Raw genomic sequence first — 18306 nt, 5'->3', positions numbered from 1 at the left:
TAGGGGTTAGGGGTTAGGGGTTAGGGGTTAACCAAAATCAATAACCCTAGCTTCTTTAACTAGACCTGATTCGCTAATAGAAGAAGCGTCTGTCCTGTTGCTCAATCAGTACATATCACGTTAAATACTCAATAATACTCAATGCTCCGTAGATTATTAGACTTCTGTGAGAAGTCGGGAACAGGGAACAGGGAACAGCGATGCAGCGCGGTCTTGGGGAGGCAGCGCGGTCTTGGGGGTTCCCCCCATGAGCGACTGCCGTGGGTTTCCCCCACTCGCTATTGCATCAAGACGGGAACACTGGAGAACAATTCAGGGGAACAGTATCAAAACACTACTTTCGCAAGAGGTCTATTAGTATCAATCCGTTATTTGCTAGTGGTTCTGGTGTTCTGCCTAGGGACATGGACGGTTAGTTCACCAGCCCACGCTGCGGTTAACGACTACGTCAGGCACTACCTAGATGTGGCAGAACCTGTACCGATTGCTGTAGATGGCAAGGGAGAGACTAAGCTGTTTGACGGCGAAGACTTGTCCGTTGGTATAAAATTGTTTTCCCAAAATTGCCAGAGATGTCATGTGGGAGGAGCTAATCTCATTGATCCCACTGTTTCTCTATCTCTGGAGAAGCTAGCTGGGGCAAAACCACCTCGGGATAATCTCAATGGTTTAGTTGCTTTTATGAGGCAACCGATGACCTATGATGGTGAAGACGAAAGCTTCTGGTGCCGTGAAGTTCCAGAGAGTTGGCTATCACAGGAAAAAATCGAGAAGTTAGCGGCATTTGTGATCAGAGCTGCACAGAAAGGACCAGGATGGGGAACTGAGGATTTATTTTAAGTTAGGAAATTGGGAATCGGGAATCGGGAATCGGAACCCACCCCTAAAACTTAGTTAGTAATCACCTGCTCGAATCTCTTCATTAGCTGATTCTTGGGCTTTATTCATAGCACTTTCTAAGGATTGCTCACCCAGTAAGGCACTCAGAAATTGATTATCGAAATGGGTTTGAATGGTTGGCAAGGTTTCCCCAGCCTGCCAAATGGTTGCATAGGCGGCTCCTTTAATAAAAGGAGCATAGAGGGGATTTTTTTGATAGCCTAGTTCCGATAACACAGATAGCCGAGAAGGTAGTACTAGTCCGGCTTTTCCCCAAGCTTTCATTCCTTCTTTGCCGGTTAGATAGGAAATTAGTTGCCAAGCTGCTTCTTTATGTTGAGCTTGCTTGTTCATCACATAAGCAACGGTATAAGCCATTGTTCCTTTTTTACTACCTAAGGAGGGAACTTCAGCGGTGGCGAATTTAATTTTAGGAAATGTGTCTTTGAGATAAGGAATCGCCCAGCTACCTTCGATGACCATTGCGGTTTTACCCTGACCAAACATTTCGCTACCAGAACTAGCCCCAACGTCTGAAGGTAAGGCAGCAGACTGGTAGTTTCGGTATAGGTCAATGACAGTTTTAAGACTTTTAAAACTTTCAGGAGTGGCAAAGGTAGCGTAGCCGTTTTTGTCAACTAAGTTAGCTCCAAAAGCTTTAATGAAAAAATAGAGACGAGCCAGCTCCTGATTAATTCCCAAACCATAGCGTTCATTTCTGCCATCGCGATTCTTATCAACGGTGAGTTTTTGGGAATAATCCCGTAATTCTTCCCAAGTTTGGGGTGGTTGAGTTAAATTAGCTTGTTTGAATAATTGCTTATTGTAAAAAAGGGCAAGGGTGGAAAAATCTTTAGGCAATCCGTAGATTATTCCATTATATTGGAATGCTTTAAACAGAGAGGGTTCAAAGTCAGCTACATCAAAATTATCAGTGCGCTTAATGTAGTCATCCAAAGGCTCCAAAACATCATGAATCATTAGTAATGGGGCTTCATAGGCATCTAAATAAAAGATATCTGGAGCTGCATCACCAATTAATCGGGTTTTGATCACATCCATGTATTGACCAGTGATGACTTCAAGCTTAACCTTTACCTTGGGATGTTTAGCTTCAAATTCTTTTAGTACTTGCTCTAGTAATTGTTTTTCAGTAGGGCTGCTTTGCCAACCACCGAGAGTGACGGTGGTTACTCCATCTAGGTTACTGCTGCCACAGGCTATAATGCAGAGAATTATCAGCGGTAAGATTACCCATTTTGACAGGATTTTAGTCATTTGTTTAGGGTTGACGGGTAAATTTAAATTGATATAACCTACTAATTCTACTAGAGTGCAATACCGATTATGAGCAGACTGTCTGACCAATTCAAAAATCCTAAAACACTGATTAAGGTAACTGGTTGGCTACTGTTGCTACTGACTGGGCAAACAGTGATGGTGGATCTGAGGCCAGCTACTGCCCAAACTTCATCAGAACCGAGATTTTTTGGGGAGCCTCTACCAACTATGACCCCATCTTCTCTACCATCGGTTAACACTCCCCCTTTATTTTTGCCGACCGCCTCACCCAACCGGTCAAGCAATACTCTTAATCCACCTGAGTTAAAGGTCAACGACACTAATCGATCCATAACGAATAGATCAATACCCATCGCTAATCTCTATCGGGTTGATGTGGTGGGTGATAGTTATTTGTTGTTATCCCAAGTACAAGAAATTGAACCACAAGCGTTTGTGCGCGAGGGAGAGGGTGTGATTCAAGTAGGTACATTTATGGATCGCTACAATGCTCAGTCCCGTCTCCGGGCTTTGGAAGCTTTGGGAATTCCAGCCCGAATCACAACCATTGCACAACAAGCATTTGATGGTGGTGCTACAAACCTGAGCAACATACCAACTTTTTCATCCGATGGCTCGATCACCTATGGCTCCCGTTTGGTGTATCCAGAAACAGGATTAAATTTGGCGAACCGTCGTTCTGTGAGTTCTGGTTCTAATCCAGGGGATTCAGGAGAATCCAGGGGTAGGAGCTATTTTGTTGCTATTCCTGGAAATGCTCAGAGGTTACCAGAGATGGTAACGGAATTGGTTAAAATTGGGATTGCCCAGGATTTAGTCAGCCAACGAGATGCTCCAAGAGGTAAACATGTTGCTGTTGGTCCGTTTAAAAAGCGGGGGGAGGCAGAACGTTGGAGTAATCGTTTGCGCTCTGCTGGTTGGGATGCACGGGTGTATTTTGGTCGGTAGGGGCAGAATGTAGAATGCAGAATTAAGAATTAAGAATTAAGAAGGCAGAATTAAGAATTGATGCAGTCTCAGAATCGGCGAGAACTAATTGAACAAGTGGTGGTAACTGCTGAGCAGATGCGTGAGATTGAAGGGCGCATCTTTGAGGCGGGGATGCCTGTAGCAGCTTTGATGGAAAAGGTGGCAGGATTGATTACTCGCTCTATTCAAGGTCTTTATCCCTGTGCTGAGAATAGGCGAGTGGGTGTGTTAGTTGGTCCTGGTCATAATGGGGGCGATGGGTTAGTTGTTGCTCGTGAACTTTATTTACAGGGGTATGAGATCCACATTTACCGTCCTTTGTCGAAACTGAAGGAATTGACTGACTACCATGCTCGGTATGCGGTTAGCTTGGGGATTCCTTTTTATGACGAGATTGAAGCGCTGTATGAGTGTGACCTGATTATTGATGGTTTGTTCGGATTTGGACTGACGCGATCGCTTTCTGGTAGTATCGCTGAGGCGGTTGAGCTGTTGAATCAATGGTCACAACCGGTGGTGAGTATTGATTTGCCTTCGGGATTACACACTGATACTGGGGAAGTGTTGGGCATCGCGGTTCGGGCTACCCGGACATTATGCTTAGGGTTGTGGAAGTTGGGGTTTCTGCAAGACCAAGGGTTGGATTATATTGGTGAAGCTCAGTTAATTGATTTTGGTATTCCCCTCAAGGATATTTGGTCCATTTTAGGTGAGCCACCAGATTTGCTCCGAGTTACCGAAACTGTTGCGAAACAGTTTTTGCCTTTACCTCGCCCTAAGGTAACGCATAAGTACCAACAGGGCCATCTGTTGCTGATTTGTGGCTCTAAACAGTATTCAGGGGCAGCAATTTTGGCGGGATTAGGGGCTCGTGCTAGTGGGGTGGGGATGCTTTCAATGGCAGTGCCGGAGTCTATCAAACTGCTAGTGGTCAGTCACTTGCCAGAAGCTGTGGTAATTGGTTGCCCAGAAACGACGGCGGGTGCGATTGACCTAAGGTCACGCTACGCCAACGGATTTTTGCCTGAGTTAGTGTTAGAGAAGTTAAACCAACCCTCTGGTAGTGATTCTGGTAGCTATCATACTTATAATGCGATCGCATGTGGTCCTGGTTTAACAAAGGATGCTAAGGATATAGTGCAAGGGGTTTTAGCTGCCCAATGCCCAATTGTTTTGGATGCGGATGGTTTAAATATCCTGGCGGAACTGATCACTATTCCCACTTTGTTGAAGCGTCGAGGCCAGACAGTGTTAACCCCTCATGTTGGAGAGTTCCGACGTTTATTTCCCGATTCTGCAGAACTGTTACCGGATCGAGTCAAGGCTGTGCAGAAGGCATCCCAATTGAGTCGCTCTGTGGTGTTGTTAAAAGGAGCCAGGAGTGCGATCGCAAATCCCAGGGGCTCGGTGTGGCTGATTCCTGAAAGTACACCAGCTCTAGCCCGAGGGGGGAGTGGCGATGTGCTCACTGGACTAGTGGGAGGTTTGATGGCTCAGCCAGTTCTGTCTGAGCATCCTTTGGAGGCAATAGTGGCAACGGCAGCCTGGTGGCATGCCCAAGCTGGCATTTTAGCGGCTCAGGAGCGGAGTGAGTTGGGGGTCGATGGGGGGACCTTGGCAGAGTTTTTGATGGTAGTGGTGAGAGGGAATAGGGAGTAGGGAAGAGGGAATCGGGAATCGGGAGTAGGGAGTAGGCAAGAGGCAAGAGGCAAGAGGCAAGAGGCAAGAGGGTTAAGAGTGTTGTAAATGTGGTAAGTGTGGTAAGTGTGAGGAGAGGAAAGATTATAAAACCAAAGGCTAATTAATGATGCTTGTCACCCCCTTAGCCCACACCCTACTCCCTACTCCCTACTCCCTACTCCCTACTCCCTGCTCCCTGCTCCCTCTTGTTAACAAATTAAACCTAAAGCTTTCTGTTTAATTTTATCTTCGTCAATCTTTTCTTTGAGTTCACTATCTGTATATCTGCCTTCTAAGGCTTCTAATGCTGCTTTTTTTAGGGCTGTCTCAAAGGCATCGGTTAAAATTTCTAATAATTCCTCTTGATTGGCATAATATCCTCCTGATTTTCGCCGTTTGTTAACTCGTTTAATATTTTTGCTGGCATTATAAATAGAAAATTCCCAAGAGCGGGTCGTGCGTTTTTCTACTTCTTGCTTGATTAAATGTAATAGTAAAATTACTGCATAGCTATAAATTTTATTTAATTTATCCTCCTTTGACATTTCTTCTAGTTCATCAACAATTTCTAAGGCTTTATGATAGTTTCTTTCTTCAATGAGTTGACGTAATAAGGTTAATTCTTCCATGTCCTGAGTTGATGGGAGTAGGGAGTAGGGAATCGGGAATCGGGAGTCGGGAGTAGGAAGCTAGGAAGTTGGATCACCCCCCTTATAAATCATCGGGATTGATGCCAAGGGTACGCAATTTTTCTGCCAATCGCTCTGCCCGTTGGCGTTCTTGTTCTGCCCGTTGGTGTTCTTGTTCTGCCCGTTGGTTTTGCCGTTCTGCCCGTTCTGCTGAAGTCTCAATCCAATTACCAGCTTCATCATACCAACGCAGCCACAACCCTTGTGTTTCTTGATATTTTCCTTGCCATACCCCTAACCCTAATTCCAGTTCTGGAATCCAAAATTTGGGCTCAGAAAGCTCTGCTTCCTGATACTGAGTGACAATTAATTGAAACACCCGCAACTGGTTTTCATAACGGTCAAAGACCACATAGTAAGGAATGCGCATATACTGTTCATATGCTTGCCATTTGGTGGGTGGCTTGTTGGCAGACCTTAGGGTTTGTCCTAAATCTTCAGCTTCGGTACCTGGTGATAGGAGTTCGACTACCAAAAATGGCACTCTTCCTTCCTGCCAAACCACATAACTCCAGCGCAGATCTTGTTGTTGTTGAGCAGGAGTGACACCCAATACCAGAAACCAATCCGGTCGTTTGTGCCACAACAAATTATGACTATCGTAATATAAATTTAGGTCTGTACCAATGAACATCTCCTCCCTGGGATAGTTGGGAGGTTGGCAGGTTTCCCGCAATAGCTGGGGTTGGAAGTCATGAAATTCGTCAGGCAAACCAGGCTCCTCTGGGTCTTCACTAGGTAAGTCATACATAGTCGGCATAGTTTCGCTGGGAGAAAGCGGTGGGTCAGTTTGGTACATGATCTTCTGTTGAACCTGATAGTTTGAGGGTAGCACTTGGGTCAGTCACCTAGGGTCCCAGCAGTGGGTTTGTTGCTGTTTGCGTTCGCGAAGCGTGACCGAAGGTCAATCGCGAAAGCCATCTCCGAAGTATCAGCTACTGAGCCAATCGAGCCACAAAGTGTTGATGTGCCTCTGACTGTATCCCCTCCTGAAGCACTGCCAATACCCGTTGCATTTCCCCAGCTAGTAACGGCTCTACTGCCAACTGCAATCCTGGAAACACGTTACTGCTCAGCACCCCCAACTGATCTGGCTGCTGCTGGAGATACTCCCCTGCATCCAATTCATACCAGCGAAACTGTTGCTCTTGCACCAGCCAAACTAGATACTCCCTTACTCCATTGCGCCGGTAAGCCCGTAGCTTGTCATGTAGGTCGTAGGAAGCACTACTGGCCGCAATCTCGACAATCAACTCCGGTGCTCCTTCTACATAGTCATCGTCACTAATGCGGGACTGTCCACCCTTTTGTTGATCAATGCGCAGAATTGCATCCGGTTGGGGCTCATTATCAAAATCTAACTGCACCGTAGGATTGTCTCCCAACATGACACCAGGGGTAGCGGCTTCATAGACTCCTAGCCAGGTAATGATTTTTCCATGGGGATTGGCATGTTTAGTGATCCTGACGGGAGATGCCACGTAAACGACTCCTTCAATCAATTCCGCTTTCTTGGTATCAGGCATTGCCTGGTATCGTCGTTCAAATTCCACCCGAGTTAAGCGATCGCCGTTTTCCAGAATGGGAATTAGCATCGGTTGTGATGTTGATGTTGCCATAAGCTGTTACCCATTTAAACTCCCTTGTCTTGATGCAATAGCGAGTGGGGGAAACCCCCTGTTCCCTTGCTGCATCGCTTTATGAAATCAGGAAAAAAACCCTGAAACTCTTTTCCCTTCTGCCTTCTGCCTTCTGCCTTCTGCCTTGCTGTTTTGCAATTTAAATGCACAACAGCTTAGACCCCCCTTACAAATCATCGGGATTGATGCCAAGGGTACGCAATTTTTCTGCCAATCGTTCTGCCCGTTGGCGTTCCTGTTCTGCCCGTTGGGATTCCTGTTCTGCCCGTTGGGATTCCTGTTCTGCCCGTTGGGATTCCTGTTGAGCGTGTTCTTTTAAAGTCTCAATCCAATTACCAGCTTCATCATACCAACGCAGCCACAACCCTTCTGTTTCTTGATATTTCCCAAGCCAGACTCCTAACCCTAATTCCAGTTCTCGAATCCAAAATTTGGGTTCAGAAAGCTCTACTTCCTGATACTGGGCGGGCATTAATTGAAACACCCGCAACTGGTTTTGATAACGGTCAAAGACCACATAGTAAGGAATCCGCATATATTGTTCATATGCTTGCCATTTGGTGGGTGGCTTGTTGGCAGACCTTAGGGTTTGTCCTAAATCTTCAGCTTCCGTACCTGGTGATAGGAGTTCCACTACCAAAAATGGCGCTCTTCCTTCCTGCCAAACCACATAACTCCAGCGAAGGTCTTTTTGTTGTTGAGCGGGAGTCACACCCAGTACCAGAAACCAATCTGGTCGTTTGTGCCACAACAAATGATGACTATCGTAATATAAATTGAGGTCTGTACCAATAAACATTTCCTCCCTGGGATAGTTGGGAGGTTGGCAGGTTTCCCGCAATAGCTGGGGTTGGAAGTCATGAAATTCGTCAGGCAAACCAGGCTCCTCCGGGTCTTCACTAGGTAGGTCATACATAGTGGGCATGGTTTCCCACACTGGACGGGGATGAACAGTTGGATCTAATTCCTCTTCGTCTGGGTCTTCACTAGGTAGGTCATACATAGTGGGCATGGTTTCCCTGGGAGGACGGGGTGGGTCAGTTTGGTACATGATCCTCTGTTGAGCCTGATAGTTTGAGCTTAGCATCTTGGGTTTTAGGGAATCGGGAGGTGGGAATCGGGAGGTGGGAATCGGGAGGTGGGAATCGGCAAGAGGCAACATTCAACATTCAACCTGCCAACCTACCCTACAAGGGACGGCAAGGGCGAACAACCAACTAACCTAGCCTACAAGGGACGCCAAGGGCGAACAACCTTGGCCTTTCGGCCACGCTACGCGAACAACTTGACAACTTTCAACCTACCCTTCACCGAACGCCAAAGGCGAACAACTTTTCCAACCCCTACTCCCGGCCACCTCTAAGATTCTTCTTCGTCGATGTCGATCGCATTTTCCTACCACAGCCATCTGCGATCGCATTTTCCTACCACAGCCATCTGCGATCGCATTTTCCCACCACAGCCATCTGCGATCGCATTTTCCCACCACAGCCATCTGCGATCGCATTTTCCCACCACAGCCATCTGCGATCGCATTTTCCCACCACAACCGATTCCCGATTCCCGATTCCCACCTCCCGATTCCCGATTCCCAATTCTCAATTCTCAATTCTCAATTCTCAATTCTCAATTTCCTGTAGTATCCACTGTCTAGAGAGGTATTTTTCGCTTAGGATTGAAAATTGTTATGATCACGGGTTATTCAACAGAAAAACAAAGGAAGCTTTTGCCGAAATACCACCTGCAATTCCTGAAGCATACAATAGCGGTTATAAATTGAAGATCAGACAGCTTAATTGAGTATAACGGAAAAACAAACCAATAATTGTTCCATCTTTTTTCGGTTGCTCAATCGGTCTGGACTAGATCTATCGCAGTTCTCAATTGGTTGAGGTAGATTTTGGAGTTTAGGCAAAAGGCAAGAGGGAACAGGGAAAAAATCCTGTGTACTTCATAGGTATGAGGTAAGCATTCAGCCGTCAGCCGTCAGCCGTCAGCTTATTTTATTCACAAGTTGTTCGGTGTAGCGTGCGCTATGGGCATAAACTGTTTCGGTAGCGTGGCCAAAGGCCTTTAGCTGAATACTTACGATCTGAAAAACCCTATAACCACAGGATCGCTATCAAAAACGCGTTCGCGTAGCGTGACCAAAGGTCAATCGCGTGCATCTCATTAAAGTTTGACTCGGTGATGGGTTACTACCGACCGTTGATTAGCTGACGGCTGAGGGCTGATAGCTGAATGCTTACCTCCCTACTCCCTACTCCCTGCTCCCTACTCCCTAATTCCTACCCAATTGAAAACCTTGAATAGTCGCTTGTTAACCAAAACCTATTCACAACTTCAGCACAAATCATGAAAAACTCAGAAATACCAATCCCAAATCCCGCCCAAACCATGATGGCGGATGACCAATCCATGACCAATTCACCAGAAACTATGGACAATCAAGACCTAGGGATGGCAACCGCCCCATCCATGGAAAGCCCAAAAGAAGTGATCAACGTTGACGCCCAACATTCCTATCCTCCCTATCCTCCCTATAACCCACCATCCCTAACCCTTGACACAATTACTACTGTGACTATGCCAGTGCTGACTCCTGGTAACAATGGTGACGCCGTACGATTTTTGCAGCAGATCCTAATCAGCTTGGGCTACACCATTGTTAAATTTAACGCCAATTTTGACCGATATACCTACCTAGGTGTGACTCAATTCCAACGCAACAACCGTTTGAAAGTGGATGGAGTAGTTGGCTGGCATACCTGGCGTAAGTTGGGTGAAGCTAGTGTCTCCCGGCGTCGTTACTAGGGCATAGGGAGTAGGGAGTAGGGAGTAGGGAGTAGGGAGTAGGGAGTAGGGAGTAGGGGAGTCAGATCAGTTTTCCCTTTTGCCTCTTGCTTCTTGCCTATTCTGTATTCCCGATTCCCGATTCCCGATTCCCGATTCCCGATTCTAAATTCTAAATTCTAAATTCTAAATTCTAAATTCTAAATTCTAAATTCCCGATTCCCTGTTCCCTCCTGATTAATCATTCGCCCAGGAAAAATTGACACAAATATCCAATATACTGCTCGCTTTGTGTATGCTTTAATTACACAGATACCTCTCTAGCATTTTCATTGTTTCACATCTCAACTGAAAATGCTAGGGTTGATCAGATACTTTAGAAAAGTTAGCAATCAAAAAGACAACCGGATCAATCCGGTCATTTATTATCATCCCTCTACTTAACGTCGAGGACTTTCAACTGCAAGTTTTTTTGGTAGGCGCGGATTTCTCGATCCACAGTTGCCACTGTCAAACCTTTCTCCAAAGCCTGGCTGATCAGCATCCTATCAAAGGGATCGCGATGGAGCAGGGGCAATTTTGATAACTGAGTAACACTACCTTCATCAAGATCGAGACTAGCAATTTGGTGAAGTTCACGCTGCTTTGGCAAAAACTTCTCTGGTGGCTCTGGCAATGGTAGCTTACCCAGTTGATACTTGACTATTGCCTCCCAAACTGAAACAACACTCAAGTAGACTTCGTTATCTGGGTCGCGGATGATGTCTCGAACATCTGTTGATAGCCGAGTGTCGCCACTGATGAACCATAGGAAAATATGCGTATCTAACAGAATTTTCACTATTGCTCAAACCCGTCTAGAATCTCATCTGGCAACGGGGCATCAAAATCATCAGGGACTTTAAACTGGCCGAGACAGAGTCCAAATGGACGTAACTGCTTTTGAGGAGTAGTTTCAGACTGCTGCTGTCCATACTTGCCCAACAGAAAATCAATGAAGTCTAATACCTGCTGCTGGAATACAGGTGGTAGCGCTTGCCATTTAACAAACAGCTCTTCCCTAGTTGCAGTAGGAGCATCCATGATTTATTACCTTAAACTATAGTCCACTTTATTCTAGCTGGGAGTAGGGAGTAGGGAGTAGGGAGTAGGGAACAGGCAAGAGGCAAAAGGCAAGAGGCAAGAGGCAAGAGGGAACGCTGAGCTGACTCCCGATCTCCCCACACTTTCGACAGTTGAGAAAACCGTTGCACTGAGCACATAGTTCCGACACTCCCCCCCGAAGTCCCTTTTTAGATCAATTTTGATCAAAAAACCGTTGCACTGAGCGCACACTTGAAAAAACCGTTGCACTGGCCGCACACTTCCGACACTTGGGACACTCCCCTTGCTTGGAAGTTCCTTTTCCTATCAATAGTGATCAGAAAACCGTTGCACTGAACGCACACTTCAGAAAACCTTTGCACTGAGCGCACACTTCAGAAAACCATTGCACTGGCCGCACAGTTCCGACACTGTTGCCTATTGCTAGCATGCCTATTCCCGATTCCCTATTCCCTGCTCCCGATTCCCTATTCCCTGCTCCCTTCTAATTGCTATACTCAAAGCGTTGCCTCTGGAACCATCATCATGCACCAAATTCACTTGAAGGAAGCAGAGACTAAACTGGCGGAACTACTTGAAGCAGCAGCAGGGGAAGAGGTTGTCATCCTCGGTAGTGATGGGAAATCTTTTAGAATTGTGCCAATGATTGCAGTACAAGCAACCCCTAAGTTTGGCAGCGCTAAGGGGCTAGTCAAAATTTCAGATGATTTTGACTAACCGTTATAATATTTTATGGAATATAGCGGTTTTTCGCCTAATGAGGTACACAGAATTTTTGCCCTGTTTCCTATTCTCTCTTCCTTCCCTCTTCTCTCTTCCCTATTCCCTATTCCCTGTTCCCTGTTCCCTGTTCCCTAAAACCATTAAATCTGTACCTCACCAAATTGAAAACCGCTATAGTAGATCTATTGATTTTTGAATCATTATAAAAAGCAAATGTAGCAATGCCTGCTCAGGATATATTTCATGATGTTGTCAAAAAAGCGCTTGTCCAAGATAATTGGGTAATTACTCACGACCCGTTAACGTTAGATTTACGCGATCGCCAATTGCATATCGACTTAGGTGCCGAAAGGCTAATTGCTGCACAGAAGGAGAATCAGCAAATTGCCGTTGAAATTAAAAGCTTTATTTCATCTTCTAGTGTCTTTCAATTTCATTTAGCGTTAGGGCAGTTTTTGAATTACCGGATTGTACTACGCCTCAAACAACCACAACGAGTACTTTATTTGGCTGTTCCTTTATCGATTTACGACGATTTTTTTGGTGAAGAACTCCCTCAACTTAGTATTAAAGAGTATCAAGTTAACCTGTTAGTATTCGATCCTAACCAGGAGGTAATTGTGCAATGGATAAATTAAACCAGTATCGTGAAGCGATTAAGAAAATATTAACCGATTACAGTAAAATAAAACCTTCGTTTGGTGATATAGACCGCTATACTTCCTTTGATCTAGAAAACGACCACTATCAAATATTCAGTGTGGGTTGGGAAGAGCATCGTCGTGTCTATGGTTGCTTGATTCACATTGATATTATCAATGACAAGATTTGGATTCAATATGATGGGACGGAATATGGTGTAGCGAATGAGCTTACTGATTTGGGAATTCCTAAGTATGATATTGTATTAGCCTTTCACACTCCGTTTATGCGTCAGTATAGTGATTTTGCGGTGGGTTGAGTTGTGGGGAATAGGGAACTCAGAATTTAGAATGTAGAATGTAGAATGTAGAATGTAGAATGTAGAATTAAGAATTAAGAATTAAGAATTAAGAATTAAGAATTTAGGGTTTTTCAGTATCTTTGGCTCTTCCGTACTTCTTATGCTAAATAAACACTTTGGCAAAGGGAGCAGGGAATAGGGAGCTGAGGCCGTAGGCCACGCGGGGCGCGTTCGGAGCAGAATAACGTTAGGACGGTTCGCTTCTTCAAAATGACACTGAACAGCATCTCGAACCATCGCTGTCAGCTGATCCAAGGTGTCTGCTTGAGTAAAGATAGATTCTCCCAAAGCCCTGGCGGTATAGCCCTCGTCCGGATCTTCCTCAACCAAAAACACAACCTGGCTCATGTTAATCACATCATTATTTTCTATAGTCATTATGCCATGGGGAGATGAGGAGTCAGATTAGCCTTCCCGACTCCCGACTCCCGACTCCCGACTCCCGACTCCCGACTCCCGACTCCCGACTCCCAATTCTAAATTCTAAATTCTACATTCTACATTCCCTACCTCCCGTCGATACCGAGCACGTGCTGGTGTTCCCCAGCATACTTGCTGCTCTGGGATATTACTAAACACACTGCTGCGAGCACCAATGACGGCATTCGCTCCAATTTGGACACCGGGAGCAACGAAGCAATCGGTGGCAATCCAGGCTCCGTTACCAACATTTATCTCAGATGTGATTAAACCAAAGGCTGGGTCTTTGATATCGTGACTACCGGTACAGAGGTAACATTTTTGCGAAATAATGCAGTGACTACCAATGCGAATCCGATCGACGCTGTAGAAAACCACATCATCGCCAATCCAACTGTAGTCACCAATTTCTACTTTCCACGGGTAAGTAAAACGAGCAGTGGGTCGAATGACGACATTAGTACCAATCTTGGCTCCAAATAATTGGAGCAGCCATCGGCGGAAGCCGTTGAAGTTATGAAGACTTAAGGGAAAAGCGATCGCTTGCACCAACCACCAGATTAAGATTAACCAGCTGGGACGCCCTCGGTCAAATCGAGATGAGTCGTATTTGCGTAAATCAACTAAGGGGGCTAAATCTAAAGCTGGTAGTTTACTTAAGTCAGTAGTCATCTATTGATTTGGTTGAAGGTTGAAGGTTGGGTGGTTGAAGGTTGGGTGGTTGAAGGTTGGGTGGTTGAAGGTTGAAGGTTGGGTGGTTTAAGGTTGAAGGTTGTTCGCCTTTGGGGTTCGGTGAAGGGTAGCTTGTTCGCCTTTGGCGTTCCCGTAGGGTAGGTTGAATGTTGAAGGTTTTAAGCGTCAACCGGCCAACCTGCACCCGACTCCCGATTCCCGACTCCCGATTCCCGATTCCCGACTCCCGATTCCCGATTCCCGATTCCCGATTCCCGATTCCCGATTCCCGACTCCCGATTCCCGATTCCCGATTCCCTATTCCCCCCAAGTATCATGCTCTCAAATAATAATGAAGACTCGCTCCAGTATGACCAGTGATAATCCAAACCACTGAGCGCCCTACATCCCGTGCCACTCGCAGCCAGGATTCCTCAGGCCGCTGGGAAGGAATGGCCACAGGGGTGAAGGCAATACCGTGACTGCCGAAAACAAAGAAGGCGATCGCAATCGACCGACGCATGTGAAAGTCTGAGGTGATTAGATAGACATGGTGGATGTCATGGGTTTGGAAATCTTGAACTAGGGAGGTAAAGTTGGTGACCGTATCGATAGCACGCCGATCAATATGTACTTGCTGATCAGGAATACCTGCTTCCCGAAAGACCTTTTGGGCTTGTGGGGTGGGCTGTCCAGAAGAGACCCAAATATCAAGGTTAGGATGTTGCTGAGCAAACTCAGCTGTAAATTTTTCCCGTGTAATATCTCCACCGAGGGTCAGAATCACCTCAGGAGTGGGGGATTGGAGATGGGCGAGCCCTAAGCGAATGGGAATAAAACTAAGAGCAATCAATAGGATGGTAACGGTAAATACCACCCGCATTTTCCGTAGGGTTTTGCGAGGGTAGCCAAAACCAGGTTTATTGGTGAAACGTCCGCGTGACGATAAGTTTCGTTTCATGGGTCAATACAAGGATTTTCCCGTAGGGTTAGTTGTAGGGAGTAGGGAGTAGGGAGTAGGGAGCAGCACAGTCTTAGGGATCCAGTCCCGTCTTGAGGGTTCCCCCCATCTCCCCACACTTCCCACACTCCCGATTCCCGATTCCCGATTCCCGATTCCCGACTCCCGACTCCCGATTCCCGATTCCCGTTCCCCTCCTGGGAGGGGTTAGGGGTGGGTTCCGATTCCCGATTCCCTATTTGACAATTCTTAAAGTTTATATTTACTGCTTCTGTAATTTTTCAAATTCAATCAGCCTAATCGATAACAGAGTTTCCGCCAGCATCCGTTGAAATGCATAATACCAACCATGCCAACCATCGAAAATTCCGCCCTTAAGAATCAGACAGTAAAATAGGATAATAAAGGGAGCAATAATTTTTTGTTTGCGAATTATGTCACCTATACTAATTTCATTATCTGGGGTCTGGGTTAGTTTTTTGACTTCAATTATCATGTATCGGTCTTGGGCCCACAACCAACGAGTTAAGGGTTTGCGGTCATCGTGATGGATATAGGCAGAGAGTATTGCTGATTTGCCATTAACTTGCAAAAGCTGGGTGTGACCATCATCAATATATGTTGATTTGTCTTTGCGAAATAAAACTTGACGAGGGGGAAGTATCGTTCCTCTAAGGGGTTTGCCAAAAACACAATATTTGAATTTGGCAAAATAGCCATTTATTTCTGTATCCGTTTGTAAAGCTTTGATTTCAGCTATTAACTCATTGGTGACACTGTAATCAGCATCTAATGACAGTACCCATTCAGAGGTTACTTGTTCTAAACCGTAATTCCATTGTGTTGCGTGGGTGTCAAATTTTCGCTGAAATACTTGAACTTGAGGATATAATTTAAGAATTTCTAATGTTTCATCTGTGCTGTAACTATCAATTACAACAATTGTCTTTGCCCAGGTAAGCTGTTGAAGGGTACGTTGGATATTGGGCGCTTCGTTGTAGGTGAGAATGAGTGGGGTAGTTTTTTCTAGCATTTTATATACAGCAGTTCTCAGTTGGTTGAGGTACAAATTATTGGGTTTTAGGGAGCAGGGAGCAGGGAGCAGGTAAGAGATAAGAGGTAAAAAATACTGTGTACCTGATAGCTATGAAAAATGCTGTAACTTAATTAAGTTGATTCTAGCTGACTTAATCTGCTAGAACACAACATTGATTTCCAGAGATAGGGATATCTACCTGCAAATTTAAAATTGATATCTGTATAGTTTTCTGATTCGAGTAAAGTGGTTAAGGTTTTTACATAAAAGAATTTTATATGTCCGCAATCCCATAGAGCGGTGAAGTGTTTATCCATTTTTCCTGTGACGGCGAGCATGAGATTTTTGAGATAGCCATGATAAGGCGTGGTAATAATTAAACGTCCGTGTGGTTTGAGGACTTTTTTTGCTGCTCGCACCAATTCTTTGGGATAAAATAAATGTTCAATTACTTCCAAGGAAATAACAATATCAAACTTATCTGATAATTCTGCATAAGGGAGATTGTAGATACTTCCTTGAATAAATTGGCAATCAGTGAAATTATCGCTAGCTAATTTAATTCCTGATTCTGATTCTTCTACACCAACTACTTCATAGCCTTGTTGTGCAATAAAATTAGTGAGACTTCCGTTACCACAACCAATGTCTAAAATACGAGTTTTTTGTTGATTATGTGGGGGGGGACGGTTTCATTTATCATCTCCATCAGAGATTTTATTAAATAAGCATGATGATGTAAATGGTTACTATTTTTATAAAAATATTCTTATTTTTTTGTTTTTAATTTCATTGGATCAATCACTAATTATTGTAGTTATTTGAAATTAGATATAGCAATTATATATCCCATAAGGTACAAATTGATCCCCCTAAATCCCCCTTAATAAGGGGGACTTTGAGGTTGAGAAGCGTACCTCATAACTGCGAGAAACGCTATATAGGTTGATTATGGATGATAGCTGTATAAACTTGAATCAATTTTTTGGCTATGGAGTCCCAGGTGTATTGTTCAAAGATGAGTTGACGAGCGCGAGTTCCCATTTCTTTGGCTTGTTGGGGAAATTGCAAACACTGGGTTAAAGCATTGGCAATAGCCTCAGCATCAATATCAACTACATGGGCAACGTTTGCAGCAGCAGCTTCTGGAAAATTACAGCCTGTGGTAATAACACAAGGTAAACCTGAAGCCATACCTTCCAGCACAGACATACTAAACCCTTCAGAATAGGAAGGGGCAACATAAATACTAGCAGCAGCAAGGGCAGCATATTTGAGAGAGCCTGTTAGCATCCCTGTAAAGGTAACAGCATCCAGACAACCTGCATTGGCAAAGTAGTCTTTAGCTGTAGGTAGAAAGCCAATGTTATCAGGACCAGCAAGAATTAGGTGAGTGTCGGAAAATTTAGAGTGTATTTTACCAAAGGCTGTTGCTAGCAAGTCTAATCCTTTTTTGGGGTCGATACGTCCTAAGAAAATAATCAGAGTTTTGTTACGAGTAGCTGGAAACTGTTGATAAAAAAGTTCAGGATTAGGGAGTTGTTCAAAGTCTTGACGGTGGATGCCGTTAGGGGCAATAGTAATAGGAGTTTTGAGGTTGAGGGGTTTAATTTGTTCCGCTTCCGTAGAGGCTAGCATTTGCAGTGCGCTAGCGTTTTGGAGAGCAGGCTTTTCTAACAGAGTGTAGTAGATGCGCTTTTTTAAGGCTTTATAGGAAAGTGCCCAAGGGTCAAGCATCCCGTGTGGTATAATAACATAAGGGATATTATACCATTGACAAGCCCAGTAAGCAGCCAGGTTAGGAACTGAAAAAATCGCATTAGTTTGTACTAAGTCATAATCGCCGATGTGTTGGAATAGCCACTTACTCAGAGAAAAACTAAATTTGTAGTCTCCAATCCCTTTGTAAGGAAAAAACTGTAGGCGATAATTAGTTTTAGCCAACCAGGTTTTTACAGGGGCTTCTATAACCTCAGAACCATTAGCATTAGTGGCTACTAGGTCAACAGTAATGCCTAAGTTACCCAATGCTTGAGCTAGTTCCACTACGCATTTAGATGTACCCCCATAAACAGCCCCTAAAGCAGGAATAACAATCAGAAGTTTCATCAGTAATTATAGCGGTTTTAAATTAAATGAGGTACAAATTTTTGAGGTGCGACCCGTGGCGAATTTAATTCGCCAACGGAAAGCGCACCTAAGGTTTTAGGGAGCAGGGAGCAGGGAGTATGGAGCAGGGAGTAGGGAGCAGGGAAAAGAAATATGTCCTAAGCTTTGCTTCGACTGCTATACCTCATTAGGCGAGAAACCGCTTTAGTGATGTAAGCATTCAGCCTTCAGCTGTCAGCCGTAGCGCATTAGTTGATAGCTGATAGCTGGTAAGCATTCAGCCGTCAGCTGTCAGCCGTCAGCTATTCGCGTTCGCGCAGCGTGGC

Annotated in this window: 24 protein-coding genes and 2 pseudogenes; 10 read left to right on the top strand and 16 right to left on the bottom strand. The window is 44.8% G+C overall.

Annotation, left to right across the window (positions count from 1 at the left end; all coding sequences use genetic code 11):
- The first annotated feature begins 141 nt into the window (after positions 1-141).
- Entirely contained in the window at positions 142-840 is a 699-nt protein-coding gene (gene psbV2, locus LYNGBM3L_RS24065) for a photosystem II cytochrome PsbV2 (protein WP_009149924.1), read from the top strand.
- 54 nt (positions 841-894) lie between these two features.
- Here psbV2 and LYNGBM3L_RS24060 read toward each other — a convergent pair whose 3' ends face one another.
- Positions 895-2157 (bottom strand): ABC transporter substrate-binding protein, encoded by a 1263-nt coding sequence (locus LYNGBM3L_RS24060; RefSeq protein ID WP_009149922.1) that lies wholly within the window; start codon positions 2155-2157, stop codon positions 895-897.
- 69 nt (positions 2158-2226) lie between these two features.
- On the opposite strand from LYNGBM3L_RS24060, the gene LYNGBM3L_RS24055 reads away from it, so the two are divergent.
- A complete protein-coding gene (locus tag LYNGBM3L_RS24055; protein ID WP_044494537.1) occupies positions 2227-3129 on the top strand; it encodes a hypothetical protein in 903 nt (300 codons plus the stop codon).
- Positions 3130-3189: 60 nt separating this feature from the next.
- Positions 3190-4809, top strand: coding sequence for a bifunctional ADP-dependent NAD(P)H-hydrate dehydratase/NAD(P)H-hydrate epimerase (locus tag LYNGBM3L_RS24050; protein WP_009149916.1), 1620 nt, complete (start codon positions 3190-3192; stop codon positions 4807-4809).
- Positions 4810-5039: 230 nt separating this feature from the next.
- Here the strand turns inward: LYNGBM3L_RS24050 and LYNGBM3L_RS24045 are convergent, their stop codons facing one another.
- The 5 genes from LYNGBM3L_RS24045 to LYNGBM3L_RS47815 all read right to left on the bottom strand — a co-directional run bounded on the left by LYNGBM3L_RS24045 (position 5040) and on the right by LYNGBM3L_RS47815 (position 8768).
- Complete coding sequence (locus LYNGBM3L_RS24045) at positions 5040-5459, bottom strand: DUF29 family protein (protein WP_009149914.1); 420 nt, start codon at positions 5457-5459, stop codon at positions 5040-5042.
- Between the two features lie 82 nt (positions 5460-5541).
- A complete protein-coding gene (locus tag LYNGBM3L_RS24040; RefSeq protein ID WP_071986932.1) occupies positions 5542-6318 on the bottom strand; it encodes a Uma2 family endonuclease in 777 nt (258 codons plus the stop codon).
- Positions 6319-6454: 136 nt separating this feature from the next.
- A complete protein-coding gene (locus tag LYNGBM3L_RS24035; RefSeq protein ID WP_131827254.1) occupies positions 6455-7138 on the bottom strand; it encodes a Uma2 family endonuclease in 684 nt (227 codons plus the stop codon).
- Positions 7139-7325: 187 nt separating this feature from the next.
- Positions 7326-8210: a Uma2 family endonuclease gene (locus LYNGBM3L_RS24030; RefSeq protein ID WP_044494578.1), complete on the bottom strand. Its 885-nt coding sequence runs from the start codon at positions 8208-8210 to the stop codon at positions 7326-7328.
- A 249-nt stretch (positions 8211-8459) separates the two neighbouring features.
- Positions 8460-8768, bottom strand: a complete 309-nt coding sequence (locus LYNGBM3L_RS47815; RefSeq protein ID WP_009149905.1) for a hypothetical protein — start codon at positions 8766-8768, stop codon at positions 8460-8462.
- 746 nt (positions 8769-9514) lie between these two features.
- On the opposite strand from LYNGBM3L_RS47815, the gene LYNGBM3L_RS38840 reads away from it, so the two are divergent.
- Positions 9515-9973 carry a peptidoglycan-binding domain-containing protein gene (locus LYNGBM3L_RS38840; RefSeq protein WP_009149902.1) on the top strand — a complete coding sequence of 153 codons (459 nt, stop codon included), beginning with the start codon at positions 9515-9517 and terminating at the stop codon, positions 9971-9973.
- 415 nt (positions 9974-10388) lie between these two features.
- Here the strand turns inward: LYNGBM3L_RS38840 and LYNGBM3L_RS24015 are convergent, their stop codons facing one another.
- From LYNGBM3L_RS24015 to LYNGBM3L_RS44225, 3 genes are read right to left on the bottom strand one after another with little or no spacing between them, the layout of a single operon-like run.
- Positions 10389-10793, bottom strand: coding sequence for a type II toxin-antitoxin system VapC family toxin (locus tag LYNGBM3L_RS24015; RefSeq protein ID WP_009149899.1), 405 nt, complete (start codon positions 10791-10793; stop codon positions 10389-10391).
- A complete protein-coding gene (gene vapB / locus LYNGBM3L_RS24010; RefSeq protein ID WP_009149896.1) occupies positions 10793-11035 on the bottom strand; it encodes a type II toxin-antitoxin system VapB family antitoxin in 243 nt (80 codons plus the stop codon). The genes LYNGBM3L_RS24015 and vapB overlap by 1 nt, the downstream gene beginning before the upstream one ends.
- Positions 11036-11046: 11 nt before the next feature.
- Positions 11047-11214, bottom strand: coding sequence for a hypothetical protein (locus LYNGBM3L_RS44225; RefSeq protein ID WP_154659903.1), 168 nt, complete (start codon positions 11212-11214; stop codon positions 11047-11049).
- A 262-nt stretch (positions 11215-11476) separates the two neighbouring features.
- On the opposite strand from LYNGBM3L_RS44225, the gene LYNGBM3L_RS47810 reads away from it, so the two are divergent.
- From LYNGBM3L_RS47810 to LYNGBM3L_RS23995, 4 genes are read left to right on the top strand one after another with little or no spacing between them, the layout of a single operon-like run.
- Entirely contained in the window at positions 11477-11773 is a 297-nt protein-coding gene (locus LYNGBM3L_RS47810; protein ID WP_009149893.1) for a type II toxin-antitoxin system Phd/YefM family antitoxin, read from the top strand.
- Positions 11774-11813: 40 nt separating this feature from the next.
- Complete coding sequence (locus tag LYNGBM3L_RS44220) at positions 11814-11975, top strand: hypothetical protein (RefSeq protein WP_154659902.1); 162 nt, start codon at positions 11814-11816, stop codon at positions 11973-11975.
- 25 nt (positions 11976-12000) lie between these two features.
- The gene (locus tag LYNGBM3L_RS24000) at positions 12001-12417 is read left to right on the top strand and encodes an element excision factor XisH family protein (protein WP_009149891.1); all 417 of its coding nucleotides are present in this window, start codon (positions 12001-12003) and stop codon (positions 12415-12417) included.
- Complete coding sequence (locus LYNGBM3L_RS23995; protein ID WP_009149888.1) at positions 12405-12740, top strand: XisI protein; 336 nt, start codon at positions 12405-12407, stop codon at positions 12738-12740. Before LYNGBM3L_RS24000 ends, LYNGBM3L_RS23995 begins: the two co-directional genes overlap by 13 nt.
- 216 nt (positions 12741-12956) lie before the next feature.
- Here LYNGBM3L_RS23995 and LYNGBM3L_RS50575 read toward each other — a convergent pair.
- From LYNGBM3L_RS50575 to LYNGBM3L_RS23980, 3 genes and pseudogenes are all read right to left on the bottom strand, one after another.
- A pseudogene (locus LYNGBM3L_RS50575) lies at positions 12957-13130 on the bottom strand (type II toxin-antitoxin system HicB family antitoxin); the annotation flags it as partial.
- A gap of 135 nt (positions 13131-13265) precedes the next feature.
- Positions 13266-13874, bottom strand: a complete 609-nt coding sequence (gene hpsU / locus LYNGBM3L_RS23985) for a hormogonium polysaccharide biosynthesis acetyltransferase HpsU (RefSeq protein ID WP_009149883.1) — start codon at positions 13872-13874, stop codon at positions 13266-13268.
- Positions 13864-14064, bottom strand: a complete 201-nt coding sequence (locus LYNGBM3L_RS23980; RefSeq protein ID WP_044494532.1) for a hypothetical protein — start codon at positions 14062-14064, stop codon at positions 13864-13866. The genes hpsU and LYNGBM3L_RS23980 overlap by 11 nt, the downstream gene beginning before the upstream one ends.
- On the opposite strand from LYNGBM3L_RS23980, the gene LYNGBM3L_RS44215 reads away from it, so the two are divergent.
- A complete protein-coding gene (locus tag LYNGBM3L_RS44215; RefSeq protein WP_154659901.1) occupies positions 14042-14224 on the top strand; it encodes a hypothetical protein in 183 nt (60 codons plus the stop codon). The two genes, LYNGBM3L_RS23980 and LYNGBM3L_RS44215, sit on opposite strands and share 23 nt — an antisense overlap.
- On the opposite strand, the gene LYNGBM3L_RS23975 is transcribed toward LYNGBM3L_RS44215, so the two are convergent.
- Positions 14209-14835 (bottom strand): YdcF family protein, encoded by a 627-nt coding sequence (locus LYNGBM3L_RS23975; RefSeq protein WP_009149877.1) that lies wholly within the window; start codon positions 14833-14835, stop codon positions 14209-14211. The genes LYNGBM3L_RS44215 and LYNGBM3L_RS23975 overlap by 16 nt on opposite strands.
- Before the next feature lie 92 nt (positions 14836-14927).
- Between LYNGBM3L_RS23975 and LYNGBM3L_RS41650 the strand changes: the two genes are divergently transcribed.
- The gene (locus LYNGBM3L_RS41650) at positions 14928-15167 is read left to right on the top strand and encodes a hypothetical protein (protein ID WP_131827256.1); all 240 of its coding nucleotides are present in this window, start codon (positions 14928-14930) and stop codon (positions 15165-15167) included.
- On the opposite strand, the gene LYNGBM3L_RS23970 is transcribed toward LYNGBM3L_RS41650, so the two are convergent.
- From LYNGBM3L_RS23970 to LYNGBM3L_RS23960, 3 genes and pseudogenes are all read right to left on the bottom strand, one after another.
- Positions 15098-15868, bottom strand: a complete 771-nt coding sequence (locus LYNGBM3L_RS23970) for a glycosyltransferase family 2 protein (protein WP_009149875.1) — start codon at positions 15866-15868, stop codon at positions 15098-15100. The genes LYNGBM3L_RS41650 and LYNGBM3L_RS23970 overlap by 70 nt on opposite strands.
- A 134-nt stretch (positions 15869-16002) precedes the next feature.
- A pseudogene (locus LYNGBM3L_RS23965) lies at positions 16003-16580 on the bottom strand (class I SAM-dependent methyltransferase).
- Between the two features lie 227 nt (positions 16581-16807).
- The gene (locus tag LYNGBM3L_RS23960; protein WP_009149870.1) at positions 16808-17980 is read right to left on the bottom strand and encodes a glycosyltransferase; all 1173 of its coding nucleotides are present in this window, start codon (positions 17978-17980) and stop codon (positions 16808-16810) included.
- Positions 17981-18306 lie beyond the last annotated feature (326 nt).

It is taken from the genome of Moorena producens 3L (assembly GCF_000211815.1).
Classification (GTDB): Bacteria; Cyanobacteriota; Cyanobacteriia; order Cyanobacteriales; family Coleofasciculaceae; genus Moorena; species Moorena producens.
This window is presented reverse-complemented; position numbering and strand designations above follow the sequence as displayed.